A 13,517-nucleotide genomic window follows, 5' to 3' on the forward strand; every position below is an offset into this window, starting at 1 on the left:
GGCCGGTTCGGTGAGCGGACATGACCGGTGCGGCGAGCGAGCGCGGCCGGTAGGGAGAGCGGGCACGGCCGGTTCGGTGAGCGAGCGCGGCCGGCTCGAAGAGCACGACGGCGGCCGGGCGCGGCCCCGGCCGCCGGACGAGGAGAAACACGACGTGACGGACGCGATCCGCAGGCACGACCCGCTGGTGAAGGGCTTCGCCAGCGACAACTACGCCGGGGTCCACCCCGAGATCCTCCAGGCGATCGCACTCGCCAACGGGGGCCACCAGACCGCCTACGGCGACGACGTCTACACCGAGGCGCTGCAGGAGGTCTTCCGGGCGCACTTCGGGCCCACCGCCGAGGCCTGGCCGATGTTCAACGGCACCGGCGCCAACGTGGTCGCGCTCCGCTCGATGACCGCCCACTGGGAGGCGGTGGTGTGCGCCGAGTCGGCCCACATCCACACCGACGAGGGCGGCGCGCCCGAGCGGTCCGCGGGGCTCAAGCTGCTGCCCGTGGCCACCCCGGACGGCAAGCTCACCCCCGAGCTGATCGACCGGCAGGCCTGGGGCTTCGGCGACGAGCACCGGGCCCAGCCCAAGGTGGTCTCGATCACGCAGAGCACCGAGCTGGGCACGCTCTACACGCCCGAGGAGATCAGGGCGGTCTGCGACCACGCCCACGGGCTCGGCATGGTCGTCCACCTGGACGGCGCCCGCGCCACCAACGCCGCCGCGGCGCTGGACGTGCCGTTGCGCGCGTTCACCACGGACGCGGGCGTGGACGTGCTCTCCTTCGGCGGCACGAAGGCCGGTCTGATGTTCGGCGAGGCCGTCGTGGTGCTCAACCCCGACGCCGTGCGCGGCCTGCGCTACCTGCGCAAGAGCGCCATGCAACTGGCCTCCAAGATGCGGTTCGTCTCGGTGCAGTTCGAGGCGCTGCTCGCCGGGGACCTGTGGCTGCGCAACGCCCGCCACGCCAACGCCATGGCCCGGCGGCTGGCCGACGCCGTGCGGGACATCCCCGGCGTGGAGATCCTCCGCCCGGTGCAGGCCAACGCGGTCTTCGTGGTCCTGCCCCGGGACGTCACCGAGCGCCTGCAGAAACGCTTCCGCTTCTACACCTGGAACGAGGCCACCGGCGAGGTCCGCTGGATGACCGCGTTCGACACCACCGAGGCCGACGTGGACGCGTTCGCCGCCGCGGTGGCGGAGGAGATATCCTCGTCGGCATGAGCAAGCACAGTCTGGGTCTGTGGCGGGCCGCCCATCGGCGGACCCGCTAGCCAGTCCCGACTGCGCACCGAAACGGCCGCCGTTCACCGGCGGTCGTTTCCGTTGTGCGCGTACGGCCGGTGCGGGGCGGTCCCTTCCACGAGGAGTGACCATGACCAAGCGCGTCTTCTCGGCCTTCAAGCCGACCGGCCACCTGACGCTCGGCAACCTGCTGGGCGCGATCATGCCCGCCGCCCGGCTCCAGGACGAGGCCGACTGCGTCTACGCCGTCGCCGACCTGCACGCCCTGACGATCAAGCACGACCCCGAGGTCCTGCGCGCCAGAACCCGTGAGGCGGCGGCCCTGCTGCTCGCCTGCGGCCTCGACCGCTCCCTGGTGTACGTCCAGTCGCAGGTGCCCGCGCACACCGAGCTGGCCTACCTGCTGGAGAGCACCGCCCACTTCGGCGAGATGCGGCGGATGATCCAGTTCAGGGAGAAGTCGGCCCGGCAGGAGGAGGTGCGGCTCTCCCTGCTCACCTACCCCGCGCTGATGGCCGCCGACATCCTGCTGCACCGGGCCGACCTCGTGCCCGTGGGGGAGGACCAGCGCCAGCACGTCGAGCTGACCAGGGACCTGGCCCTGCGGTTCAACCACCTCTACGGTGAGACCTTCACCGTGCCCGAGGCGGTGCACCCGCCACTGGCCGCCCGGGTCATGGACCTGACCGCGCCCACCTCGAAGATGGGCAAGTCGGATGGCCCGGCGGCGGGGACGGTCTACCTGCTCGACCCGCCCGCCGACGTCCGCCGGAAGGTCATGCGCGCGGTGACCGACTCGGGGACCGAGGTGCGCTACGACCCCGAGGGCAAGCCCGGGGTCTCCAACCTGCTCACCCTCCTCGCGGTCTGCTCCGGGCAGCCGGTCGAGTCGCTCTCCCACGCCACGTACGGGGCGCTCAAGCGCGAGGCGGCCGAGGCGGTGGTGGAGACGCTGCGGCCCGTCCGGGAGCGGTACGCCGAGCTCTCGTCCGACCAGGGCGAGCTGTCGCGGCTGCTCGCGGCGGGGGCCGCCCGAGCGGTAGAGCGCACCGCCGGCCTGCTGGCGGCGGCCAGGAAGGCGATCGGCCTGCCGTGAAGAGGGCGGGCCGTCACGGGCAGGGCGGCCGGACCTGAGGCGGAGCGGCGGAGGGGAGGAGACCGGCCGGGGTCAGTTCTTGTGGCCGGTCTCCTTCTCGTACGCGGTGAGCTGCTGTTCGAGGGCCTTCATCAGCTCGAACACCTGGCTCGGCGGGATGCGGATGCGGCTGACGATCCGGGTCGGCACGCTCACGAAGTGCTGGCCGGAGGACGGGTCGTTGGCCAGCTGGGGAGGTCTGGTGATCACCGCGAAGTCGAGGACGAAACCATCCTCGGTGTGCCAGACAGAGGCGAAGTTGGCATACTGCCCCATTTCCACTTCGGCGGAGATGCTCACCTCCAGCCGGTTCTCCGGCTCGTCGTTCACCATTCCTCTTCCTCCGGCCAGGTCGGCTCCAGGCTGCCCTGGCCGGTAACCGGCCGCGCAGGGATGCGCCGTCGCTGTCTGTCAGTCGCTGTCACAGGATGGAGGGCAGCGGCTGCCCGCCGCGCTGCCGCAACATGTCGGTCATCAGGTTGATCTCTCCCGTCTGGCCGTTGGCGATGTGCTTGGCCATGGTGGCCACCTCGTCGCGATCGGACAGTCTCAGCAGACCCTGCGCCATCTGCACGCCGCCCTCGTGATGGCGGATCATGAGCTGCAGGAAGAGGATCTCCTGGTCTTCGCCCTTCGCCGAACGAAGCCTGGTGAGCTCGTCGTCGCTGGCCATACCGGGCATCGTCGTGGGCGCCCCGGCCGTTACGGCGTGGCCGCCGTGACCGGCCATCCACGCCATGGGCGGCCGTTCCGTCGACTGGTTCAGCCCCCACTGCTGCAACCAGCCCATGAAGATACCGCGCTGGGCCGTCTGCGTGACGATGATGTCGTAGGTCAGCGTCCGGATCGCCTCGTCCTCGCTGCCGTCCCTGGCGATGAAGGCCATCTCGACGGCCTGTGCGTGGTGGACGGCCATATCGCGCGCGAAACCCGCCTCCGGCGAGGCGTCGGTCGGGGCCGTGGTCCTGCCGACGATCACCAGCAGGACGCCCACCAGCGCGAGGCACCCCAGCAGCACGCCGAGCACGAAGCGATGCCGAGGCTTGGGCGGATCTTCGACGGGAGTTTCCATGGCCTGCCCAGAGTACCCACTATCAGGAATCGTCGCGGTATCACGCATTGTCAATTGCTTATTCTCCACATACGCCGGCAGGGCATAGGCTGACCCGGAGGTATCCGCCGGCTGGAGGGTCGATGTCCAAGGAGAAGACGCAGGCGAGGCGAGACCATCTCGCCCGGATGCGCGCGGAGCAGAAGCGCAAGGAACGCCGGGTCGCGTTCCTGATGTGGGGCGTGGGAGGCGTCGTCATCGCGCTGCTGATCGGCGCCGTCGGCTTCTACCTGGTCAAGGAGCAGGCGCCGGTCTCTCTCGCCGCCGTCACCACCGCGAAGTACCCCGCCGCCGAACACGTCCAGACGAAGATCTCCTATAAGGAGAACCCGCCGCTCGGCGGCCCGCACCACCCGGCCTGGCAGAACTGCGGCATCTACGACCAGCCGATCAACAACGAGAACGCCGTCCACTCGCTGGAGCACGGCGCCGTGTGGATCACCTACCAGCCCGACCTGCCCAAGGATCAGGTCGACAGGCTGAAGGAGCTGGCCTCCGCCGACTACATGCTCCTGAGCCCGTACCCGGGGCTGCCCGCCAAGATCGTGGTCAGCTCCTGGAACAACCAGCTCAAGCTCGACAACGCCGACGACCCGCGCCTGCCCAGGTTCATCAGCAAGTACAAGAACGGGCCGGACACCCCCGAGCTGGGCGCGTCCTGCGACGGTGCGGTGAGCACCACCACGGCCGAGGCCCCGATCCCGGCCGCGCCGAGCACGTCGCCGAGCCAGAGCCCGGCCGCCACCGAGACGCCCTCGGCCGGCAGCAGCCCGACTCCCTGACGGCTCTCCCGGGCCTGACGGGGCCGTCGGCTCCCGTCAGGCCAGCACGTTCTCCAGGGGCACCGCCTCCAGCCCGTGGGCCTCGGCCACGGGCCGGTTGGTCAGGTGCCCCTCGTGCGTGTTCAGGCCCAGGGCCAGCGCCGGGTCGCCCCGCAGCGCCTCGCGCCAGCCCAGGTCGGCGATCGCGAGGGCGTAGGGGACGGTCACGTTGGTCAGCGCGTACGTCGAGGTGTGCGGGACCGCGCCGGGCATGTTGGCCACGCAGTAGAACACCGAGTCGTGCACCCGGTAGACCGGATCGTCGTGGGTGGTGGGGCGGGAGTCCTCGAAGCAGCCGCCCTGGTCGATGGAGATGTCCACCAGCACCGAGCCGGGCTTCATGCGCGAGACCAGCTCGTTGCTGACCAGCTTGGGAGCCTTCGCGCCCGGCACCAGCACCGCGCCGATGACCAGGTCCGCGGCCACGACCGCCCGCTCGATCTCGTACGTGTTCGAGGCGACGGTCTTGCAGTGGCCCTGGTAGATCACGTCCGCCTGGCGGAGCCTGTCGATGTTGCGGTCGAGCAGCAGCACCTCCGCCTGCATGCCCAGCGCGATGACGGCCGCGTTCATGCCGGAGACCCCGGCGCCGATCACGACCACGTTGGCCGCGTGCACGCCGGACACGCCGCCCATCAGCACACCCCGCCCGCCCCCCTGGCGCATCAGGTGGTACGCCCCCACCTGGGGTGCGAGCCGCCCGGCCACCTCGGACATCGGGGCCAGCAGCGGCAGGAAGCCGTTGGCGGTCTGCACGGTCTCGTAGGCGATGCCGGTGACGCCCGAGCCGAGCAGGGCCTCGGTGCAGGCCCGCGACGCGGCCAGGTGCAGGTAGGTGAAGAGCACCTGTCCCTTGCGCATCCGGTGGTACTCCTCGGCGACCGGCTCCTTGACCTTCAGGACCAGGTCGCCCGCGGCCCACACGTCGTCGGCGGAGTCGAGGATGGTCGCCCCGACGCTCCGGAAGTCGGCGTCGGGGATCGACGACCCCACTCCGGCGTCCTTCTCGATGAAGACCTGATGACCGTGCCTGACGAACTCATGGGCCCCGGCGGGAGTGAGAGCCACGCGGTACTCATGGCTCTTGACCTCGCGGGGAACTGCGATCTTCACGGCTCCTCCAGGGTGCGCGCCTGTCCTCTTCTCACTGTGCGTTCCCGGAAAGGCGGTCACCACGCGCAAGGTGCCAGGAATCCGCCAGGGTTGGTGACAGGCTGTCAAGAATCCCGGGGAGGCCGGGTTTCCGGACAGGTCTTGACTTCCGGGTTACCGGCTCCTTGCCCTGATCGATAGGCTCACCGCGACAAGTGTGAGCATTGCGGGGATGTGACGATGGGCAAGCACGCGGGGCCGGGTAGGCCCTCCGGGCCGCAGGGGCTTCAGGCCGGGTCTCCTGACCCGTTCGCCGGGTCGCCGGGTCCCGGTCCCGCTCTCCGCGCCCGCGCTCCCTTCGAGCCGTCGGAGAGCACGGCCGAAACCTTCCCCGGCCCCGGCGGTCCTCCCGGTCCCGGCGGCCCCGGTGCCGCTCCCGGCTCCGGCACCTTCCCCGGTCCCGGTGGTCCGGGTGGTCTCAACGGTCCCGGTGGTCTCAACGGTCCGGGCCGGCCCGGCGGTCCCGCGGGGCCTGGTGGTCCGGGCGGTCCTGGAGGCCCCGGTGGTCACGCCCCCGCGGGGGCGGAGCCCGGCGCCGGCGGACCCGGCCGAGGCGGTCGCGTGGGGGAGGGCCCCGGCGGGACGGGTCCCGGAGCGCAGGGGCCGGGCGCTCCTGCCGGGCCGGGTCCCGGGGCGCAGGGAGCGGGACGGCCGGGGAGCGGCGGGCAGCCGCCCGGGGCGCAGGGAACCGGGACGCCCGGGTATCCCCAGGCGAGCCGGGCCACCACCGTGATCCTGGTGATCGCCCTGGTCGTCGTCGTGCTCATCACCGGTGTGCTCGGCACCATCGCGGTGCTCATGACCCGCAACCCCGACATGCCTCTCGGCGGCAAGCCGCCCAGCCGGCTGGCGGTCCCCATCCACTTCGCCCCGGTGACCGAGGCGAAGCCGGGGCCCTGCACGGCTCCCGACACCTACCCCGACGACCTGGGGCAGACCTGCTACACGGTCGCCGCCGGGGTCACCGTGAACGCGGTGTGGAAGATCGAGGCCGTCCAGGAGAAGAGCGGCGCCTACTCGGTAAGGATCGCCTTCGCCCCCGCCTTCCGCGAGCAGATCAGCGACCTGACCGAGGAGGCGGTCAAGCAGCAGGATCCGGTCAGGCAGCAGATCGCGATCGTCGTGGGGCAGAAGGTGGTGGCGGCGCCCCGGGTCGTCCAGGCGATCACCGACGACAGCCTCAGCATCGCGGGTGCTCTCACCAAGGAGCAGGCGGACGCCATGGTCGCGCGGTTGCGCGCCTCGGACGGCACCGCGAGCGCGCCGCCGGGCGGTACGCAGCCCAGCTCGTCGATCTTCACCCCGTCGGACCCCGCCCAGCCCGGGGGGACCCAGCCGACAGGCGGGACCCAGCCCGGGACCGGGACTCAGCCGAACACCGGCACCGGCACCCAGCCCAGCACCGGGACCGGCACTCAGCCGAACACCGGCACCGGCACCCAGCCCAGCACCGGGATCGGGACTCAGCCGAACACCGGCACCGGTGCGCAGCCCAGCACCGGGACCGGCACTCAGCCGAACACCGGGACCGGAACCCAGCCGACGGGCGGGGCCCGGCCGACGGCGGGGGGCCGGTCGGCCGCCGACCCCGACGCGCCGATCGCCCCGGCCAGGGGCGACCTCGACCCCCAGTACCGCACCTGCAGGGCCGCCGTCGCCGACGGCTACGGTCCCTACTACCGGGACACCCACGAGGAGTACAACTGGTACATCGACGCGGACAAGGACGGAGTCGCCTGCGACCGCTAGCGGTCCGGCACGGGGTCCGGACCCGGGCCCCGCGGGCGACCCCGCCCCCGGGACTTCCGGGGGCGGCTTCACCTCGGGGTTTCCGGGCGGCTCAGGTGACCAGCGCCTCGACGCCCTCGATGGCGAAGTAGAGCGTGAAGATCGCCGTGACCACCCAGAGCAGCCACGGGATCCGCCCGGCCCGCCCCATCGCCGCCTGGATGAGGGTGTAGGAGATCACCCCCGCGCCCACGCCGTTGGTGATGCTGTAGGTGAACGGCATCAGGGCGATCGTCAGGAACGCGGGGATCGCCAGGGCCAGATCGTCCCAGGGGACGTTCTTGACCTGCGTCATCATCAGCGCGCCGACCAGCACCAGCGCGGGGGCCGCCGCCGCGGCCGGGACGACCGAGGCGAGCGGCGTGAACAGCAGCGTCAGCGAGAACATGGCGCCGGTGACGACGGCGGCCAGGCCGGTCCGCGCTCCCTCGCCGACCCCGGCCGCCGACTCCACGAACACCGTGTTGGCCGAGGAACTGGTGAATCCGCCCAGCGCCCCCGCCACGCCGTCCACGGTCAGGATGGCGCCCAGCCGGGGCACCCGGCCCTGCTCGTCCACCAGCCCCGCCTCGTCGCTCACCCCGATGATGGTGCCCATCGCGTCGAAGAACCCCGACAGCACGAGGGTGAACAGCACGACCGTCGCCGTGATCGCCCCGGCGCGGGCGAACCCGCCGAACACGTCCACCTGGCCGACCAGCCCGAAGTCCGGCGCCGCGACGATCGCCTCGGGCACCCGGGGCACCACGACCCCCCAGCTCTCCGGCTTGACCGTGGCGACCGTGTTGACCAGCACCGCCAGTGCCGCGGTCACCACGATGCCGATCAGGATCGCCCCCCGGACCCGGCGCACGTACAGGACGATCATCAGCAGCAGGCCCACGCAGAACAGCACCACCGGCCAGCCCACCAGGTGCCCGGTGGCGCCGAGCTGCACCGGGGAGCCCGTGCCCCGCCCGACGAATCCGGCGTCCACCAGCCCGATCAGCGCGATGAACAGGCCGATGCCCACGCTGATGGCGTGCTTGAGCGCCAGCGGGATGGAGTTCATGATGATCTGCCGCAGTCCCGAGACGGCCAGCAGCACGATGACCAGTCCCTCCAGCACGACCAGGCCCATCGCCTGCGCCCAGGTCATGTACGGCGCGGCCTGGTAGCCGACCACCGCGTTCAGCCCCAGCCCCGCCGCGACCCCGAACGGCGCGTTGCCCACCAGGCCTATCAGCAGCGTGCTCACCGCCGCCGCGAGGATGGTCGACGTGGTGAGCTGCGAGATCGAGAGCTTCGCCCCGGTGACGTCGACCGCCCTGCCCAGGATGATCGGGTTGAGCAGGATGATGTAGGCCATCGCCATGAAGGTGGTGAGGCCGCCGCGGATCTCGCGGCCGACCGTCGTTCCCCGTGCCGACAGCTCGAAGAATCGATCCACGGCTCCCCCTCTCGGACCGGGGGGATGGTCGGTTCCTACCCCTTCAGTGCGATGTCATGGGGACGGATCGGTACGCGGGTCAGCGGCAGGCCGGTGGCGGCCCGGACGGCCGCGGCCACGGCCGGGGTGGACGAGAGCGTCGGGGGCTCGCCCGCGCCGCGCAGGCCGTACGGGGCGTGCGGGTCGGGATGTTCCCGGATCGACACCCGTACGGGCGGCATGTCGAGGATGGTGGGGATCAGGTAGTCGGTGAACGACGGGTTGAGCACCCGCCCGTCGCGGACCTGGATCTCCTCCATCAGCGCCAGCCCCAGCCCCTGCGCGGAGCCGCCGTGGATCTGCCCCTCCAGCGCGGACAGGTTCAGCACCCTCCCCACGTCCTGGACTGCGGCCAGCTCCACCACCTTGACCAGGCCCAGCTCCACGTCCACGTCCACGACCGCGCGGTGCACGCACAGCGCGAGCTGCGTGTGCGAGTCGCCCTGCCCGGCGACCGGGTCCATCGGGAAGGTCGGCCGGTGCCGGTACTCCCTGGTCTCCTCCACGGACCCTGCCCGCTCCAGCGCCTCCACCAGCGACGACCCGTCGGCCCGCAGCGCGTCCAGCCGTTCGCGCACGGCCTCGCAGGCCGCCTTGACCGCGCCGCCGGTGACGTACGACTGCCGGGAGGCCGACGACGAGCCCGCCGACCCGACCGAGGTGTCGGCCTGCGCGACCGTCACCGCGTCGATGCCGAGCTCGGTCCTGGCGATCTGCGCCTGGATCGTCACCAGGCCCTGGCCCACCTCGGCCGCCGCGGTGTGCACCAGGACGTGCGGTTCGCCGCCGAGCAGTTCCACCCTGACCCTGGCGGTGGAGTAGTCGTCGAAGCCCTCGGAGAAGCAGATGTTCTTGATACCGACGCCGTAGCCGACGCCCCGCCGCACGCCCTCGCCGTGGGTGGTCTGCGACACGCCGCCGGGCAGGTCCAGCAGGCCGAGCCCTCCGGGGCCGTCCCAGGCGTCCGTGCCGTCCGCGCCGCCCCGGCCGTTTCGGACGTCCGGGCCGTCGGGGTCCTCCGGCAGGGGCATGGCGGCGAGCTCCCGCAGCATCTCGGCCAGCGGCGCCGGGGAGTCGATCACCTGCCCGGTGACCAGCGTCGACCCCTGCGAGACCGCGTTGCGCACGCGGACCTCGACCGGGGAGAGCCCGCACGCCTCGGCCAGCCGGTCCATCTGGGACTCGTAGGCGAAGCACGCCTGGACCGCGCCGAAGCCGCGCATCGCGCCGCACGGCGGGTTGTTGGTGTAGACGCCGTACGCGTCGATCCGGACGTTGTCCACCTCGTACGGGCCCACCCCCAGCGAGGCGGCGTTGCCGACCACGGCGGGGGAGGTGGAGCAGTAGGCGCCGCCGTCCAGCAGGATCTCCGCCTTGACGTAGACGAGCCTGCCCTCGCGGGTGGCGCCGTGCTCGTAGCGCATCCGGGCCGGGTGCCGGTGCACGTGGCCGTGGAAGGACTCCTCGCGACTGTAGACGATCTTCACGGGCCGGCCCGTGCGCAGGGCCAGCATGCACGCGTGGACCTGCATGGACAGGTCCTCGCGGGCGCCGAACGCGCCGCCCACGCCGGCCAGGGAGAGCCGCACCTTCTCCTCGGGCAGGCCGAGGCACGGGGCGATCTGGCCGCGGTCGACGTGCAGCCACTGGGTGGCGATGTACAGGTCCACCCCGCCGTCCTCGGCGGGGACGGCCAGCCCCGACTCCGGGCCGAGGAAGGCCTGGTCCTGCATGCCGACCTCGTACTCGCCGGTGACGACCACCGGCGCCTCGAAACGGGAGCCGACGCGGACCGGCTGGTGGCGCAGCACGTTGCCGTGCTCGTGCACCGCCGGGCAGGAGGGGTCGAAGGCGGCCCGGCGCGGGTCGGTGACGGCCTCGCGGACCTCGTACTCCACGACGATCGCCGCGGCCGCTCGGCGGGCACGTTCGGGGTGGTCGGCGGCCACCAGCGCGACCGGCTCTCCCTGGTAGCGGACCTGGTCGACGGCGAGCACCGGCTGGTCCCTGCGGTCCAGGCCGTAGAACTTCTCGCCCGGCACGTCCTCGTGGGTGAGCACCGCGTACACGCCCGGCATGGCCAGCGCGGGCCCGATGTCGATCGAGCGGATCCACGCCGAGGGGTGCGGGCTGCGGAGGGTCACCCCCCAGATCATGTCCGCCAGGTACAGGTCGGAGGAGTAGGCGAACTCGCCCGTCACCTTCAGCGTCCCGTCGGGGCGCAGCACGCTCTCGCCGATGCCCCGGCTCGGCCGTGTCTCGATGCCGCTCACCACAGCAGTACATCAGCCCAGTTCAGGAGGGGGAATGGCAGACACGGCGCAAGCCGGGACGGGGCCGTGGGCAAATCTTGCGGCACCACCCGGCTGTCCCCGGCGGGCGCCGCCGCCCAGTCGTCTTTCAGCGGGCGTGGGTGCCGTCCGCCGTCGTGACGGGCTCTCCCCGGGCGGCCAGGATGGCCGCCTCCTCCACGGACAGCGGCTCCTTCAGCTCCTCGTTCCCCGTCGCCCGGACGGCGGCGACGGCACGCGCCAGGTGGGCCGAGGCCCGGTCGAGGTCGCCGAGCAGCCGGGCGGAACGGGCCAGACCGAGCAGCTGGTACGGTTCGGCGACGCTCACGTTCCCGGCCCGCGCGCAGGAGAGCCCGGCCTCGAACCAGGAGTAGGCCGAGGCGGCGTCTCCCAGGTCGAGATGGATCTCGCCGAGCCTTTCGCATCGGAGGTGAGAAGGAGAGGGGCGGCGTCGAGTTCGACGTCCGCCGGCACCGTGGGGTAGTGGGTCAGTTTCAGAGCCAGGCGGGCGGTCGCCACGTACGAGCCCAGCGCCCGGTCCAGGGCGGCGGTGCGGTCCTGCTCCGTCTCGTGCAGCGCGGTCTGCTCGGCCGCGAACAGTCGCACCAGGTCGTGCAGCCGGTATCTCCCCGCCTCGTGTTCCTCCGCGAGGTGCGCGTCGACCAGTCGCTCCATCGCGCGTTCCGCCGCCTCCGCTCGTCGTCCAGCCGCCCCACCAGGTCGGCCACGCTCCATCGCGGCCGCTTCGCCAGCCGGGCCCCCGCGATGCCCACGGCCAGCGGCAGGCCCCCGCAGAGGTCGATCAGGCGCGTCGTCGCCCGGACGTCCGCCGCGGCCCGCTCGGCTCCGATGAGGTTCGCGAGCATCGCGGCGGACTCGGCCCGCCGCATCCCGGTGATCGGCACGTGGGCGCCGTCGTCGAGCAGCGCGAGGCTCTCCCGGCTGGTCGCCAGGATCGCGTTGCCCACCGGCACCGAGAGCAGCGGGCGGATCTGGGCGAGGTCGGCGGCGTCGTCCAGCACGACGAGGATCTCGCGGCCGTCGAGCCTGCTGCGCCACATGGCGGCGGCCTCGTCGACGTCGGTGGGGACGGCCCGCGGGGGCGTGCCGAGATCGCGCAGGAACCTGGTGATCACCTCGATCGGTTCGAGCCGCCTGATGCCCGGGGTCGCCCCGCGCAGGTTCGCGTAGAGCTGCCCGCCGGGGAAGCGGTCGCGGACCAGGTGGGCGTCCCGGACCGCCAGGGTGGACTTGCCGGAGCCGGGCGCGCCGGTGACCGCGACCACGTGGCGGGGCGGGCCGCCGTCCGCGGGGGAGAGCAGCGCCCTCAACCGGGCCAGTTCCTCTGCGCGCCCGACGAAGCCGACGGGGTCGCGCGGCAGCTGGCGGGGCACCTCCTCCGGTGCCGCCACGCGGTGCCCCGCGGGCCGTGACGGCTCCGGGGCCGGTGAGACCGGGGGTACGGGCGGGCCCGGCAACGGGGCGGCGCGCAGGATCAGCTCGTGGCACCGCCGCAGGCTCTCGTGCGGCTCGATGCCGAGCTCGGCCATGAGCAGCCGCCGGGTCTCCTGGTAGACGTCCAGCGCCTCGGCCTGCCGGCCGCAGCGGTAGAGCGCGACCATGTACAGCTCGCGGAGCCGTTCCCGCAGCGGATGCTCGGGGATCACGGCGAACAGCAGGGCGGCGGCCTCCTGGGGCCGCCCGAGCAGGAGCAGCAGGTCCGCGCGCAGCTCCAGGGCCGACAGGTGGAGCCCGCCCAGCCGCTCGCGCTCGAACTCGGCGAACGGGCCGGGGACCCCGCTCAGGCACGGCCCCCGCCACAGCTCCAGCGCGCCGTCCACGGAACGGAGGGCGGCCTCGTACGAGGCGTCCGCGTGCGACCTCCGGGCCCGGTCGAGACGGCGTTCGAACAGCAGGGCGTCCACCCGCTCGGGCGCGAGCCGCAACGCGTACCCGCCGGGGGCGGACACCAACAGCCGCGGAGGTCTCCGCGGGTCCCGGTCCGGCTCCAGCACCCGCCGCAGTCCGGAGACGTACGTGTAAATACTCTGCCCCGCCGTCTTCGGCGGGTTTTCCCCCCACACCCCGTCGATCAGCCGGTCCTTGGCGACCACCTGCCCGGCGTTGACCGCGAGGATGCAGAGGACCGCCTGCCGCCGGGGCTCTCCCGGATCGAGTGCCCGCGAGCCCCTCCGGCTGCTCACCGGTCCCAGGAGGTCGAGGTGCAAATCGTCTTCCTGCGATTCGGCGCCTATCACGACGGTGGCTCCGGTCTCATCCACAAGGCCTCCACACGCGGTCGGGCAGGGCGTGGCGAAGTCGCGGGGAATGAGTTTATCCGATGGATTACGGCTGGATTTTCCGGATGCTTTCCCCGGCGCGCGTCCGGCGGTGCGCGGCGGGCGGTGAACCTTTCCGGAGCTCCGGCCGCGAAGGGTTTCCGATAACGCGGACCGGAAGTCGGAACCTCCATTCATGGGGGGGCGGCTCCCCGGAATTCCTTCCGAGCCG

General features: G+C 72.3%; 11 protein-coding genes. 4 read left to right on the forward strand and 7 right to left on the reverse strand.

Annotation, left to right across the window (positions count from 1 at the left end; all coding sequences use genetic code 11):
• The first annotated feature begins 154 nt into the window (after nt 1-154).
• Nucleotides 155-1,219 carry a threonine aldolase family protein gene (locus ABD841_RS04410; protein ID WP_344968226.1) on the forward strand — a complete coding sequence of 355 codons (1,065 nt, stop codon included), beginning with the start codon at nt 155-157 and terminating at the stop codon, nt 1,217-1,219.
• 151 nt (nt 1,220-1,370) lie between these two features.
• Nucleotides 1,371-2,336 (forward strand): tryptophan--tRNA ligase, encoded by a 966-nt coding sequence (gene trpS, locus ABD841_RS04415; protein ID WP_344968088.1) that lies wholly within the window; start codon nt 1,371-1,373, stop codon nt 2,334-2,336.
• Between the two features lie 72 nt (nt 2,337-2,408).
• Here the strand turns inward: trpS and ABD841_RS04420 are convergent, their stop codons facing one another.
• Together ABD841_RS04420 and ABD841_RS04425 are read right to left on the reverse strand one after the other, a co-directional pair.
• Nucleotides 2,409-2,708 carry a DUF3467 domain-containing protein gene (locus ABD841_RS04420; RefSeq protein ID WP_344968090.1) on the reverse strand — a complete coding sequence of 100 codons (300 nt, stop codon included), beginning with the start codon at nt 2,706-2,708 and terminating at the stop codon, nt 2,409-2,411.
• A gap of 88 nt (nt 2,709-2,796) precedes the next feature.
• On the reverse strand, nt 2,797-3,447 hold the full coding sequence (locus ABD841_RS04425; RefSeq protein ID WP_344968092.1) for a DUF305 domain-containing protein: 651 nt from the start codon (nt 3,445-3,447) through the stop codon (nt 2,797-2,799).
• A gap of 122 nt (nt 3,448-3,569) precedes the next feature.
• Here ABD841_RS04425 and ABD841_RS04430 point away from each other — a divergent pair, with 122 nt between their 5' ends.
• The gene (locus ABD841_RS04430; RefSeq protein WP_344968094.1) at nt 3,570-4,268 is read left to right on the forward strand and encodes a thioredoxin-like domain-containing protein; all 699 of its coding nucleotides are present in this window, start codon (nt 3,570-3,572) and stop codon (nt 4,266-4,268) included.
• Nucleotides 4,269-4,304: 36 nt separating this feature from the next.
• Here the strand turns inward: ABD841_RS04430 and ald are convergent, their stop codons facing one another.
• The gene (gene ald / locus ABD841_RS04435) at nt 4,305-5,420 is read right to left on the reverse strand and encodes an alanine dehydrogenase (protein ID WP_344968096.1); all 1,116 of its coding nucleotides are present in this window, start codon (nt 5,418-5,420) and stop codon (nt 4,305-4,307) included.
• Between the two features lie 777 nt (nt 5,421-6,197).
• Between ald and ABD841_RS04440 the strand changes: the two genes are divergently transcribed.
• Nucleotides 6,198-7,208, forward strand: a complete 1,011-nt coding sequence (locus tag ABD841_RS04440) for an excalibur calcium-binding domain-containing protein (RefSeq protein WP_344968098.1) — start codon at nt 6,198-6,200, stop codon at nt 7,206-7,208.
• 91 nt (nt 7,209-7,299) lie between these two features.
• On the opposite strand, the gene ABD841_RS04445 is transcribed toward ABD841_RS04440, so the two are convergent.
• From ABD841_RS04445 to ABD841_RS04460, 4 genes are all read right to left on the reverse strand, one after another.
• On the reverse strand, nt 7,300-8,676 hold the full coding sequence (locus ABD841_RS04445) for an NCS2 family permease (RefSeq protein ID WP_344968100.1): 1,377 nt from the start codon (nt 8,674-8,676) through the stop codon (nt 7,300-7,302).
• Between the two features lie 35 nt (nt 8,677-8,711).
• Entirely contained in the window at nt 8,712-10,991 is a 2,280-nt protein-coding gene (locus ABD841_RS04450; RefSeq protein ID WP_344968102.1) for a xanthine dehydrogenase family protein molybdopterin-binding subunit, read from the reverse strand.
• A gap of 124 nt (nt 10,992-11,115) precedes the next feature.
• Nucleotides 11,116-11,334: a hypothetical protein gene (locus tag ABD841_RS04455; protein WP_344968104.1), complete on the reverse strand. Its 219-nt coding sequence runs from the start codon at nt 11,332-11,334 to the stop codon at nt 11,116-11,118.
• A gap of 166 nt (nt 11,335-11,500) precedes the next feature.
• Nucleotides 11,501-13,288: an AfsR/SARP family transcriptional regulator gene (locus ABD841_RS04460; RefSeq protein ID WP_344968106.1), complete on the reverse strand. Its 1,788-nt coding sequence runs from the start codon at nt 13,286-13,288 to the stop codon at nt 11,501-11,503.
• Between the last annotated feature and the right edge of the window lie 229 nt (nt 13,289-13,517).

It is taken from the genome of Streptosporangium fragile, assembly GCF_039534445.1.
GTDB lineage: Bacteria > Actinomycetota > Actinomycetes > Streptosporangiales > Streptosporangiaceae > Streptosporangium > Streptosporangium fragile.

What these genes read in the sequence shown, in the direction of transcription:
- ABD841_RS04430 (WP_344968094.1), top strand. Translation starts at nt 3,570, where the DNA reads ATGTCCAAGGAGAAGACGCAGGCGAGGCGAGACCATCTCGCCCGGATG.
- ABD841_RS04425 (WP_344968092.1), bottom strand. Translation starts at nt 3,447, where the DNA reads ATGGAAACTCCCGTCGAAGATCCGCCCAAGCCTCGGCATCGCTTCGTG.
- ABD841_RS04420 (WP_344968090.1), bottom strand. Translation starts at nt 2,708, where the DNA reads ATGGTGAACGACGAGCCGGAGAACCGGCTGGAGGTGAGCATCTCCGCC.
- trpS (WP_344968088.1), top strand. Translation starts at nt 1,371, where the DNA reads ATGACCAAGCGCGTCTTCTCGGCCTTCAAGCCGACCGGCCACCTGACG.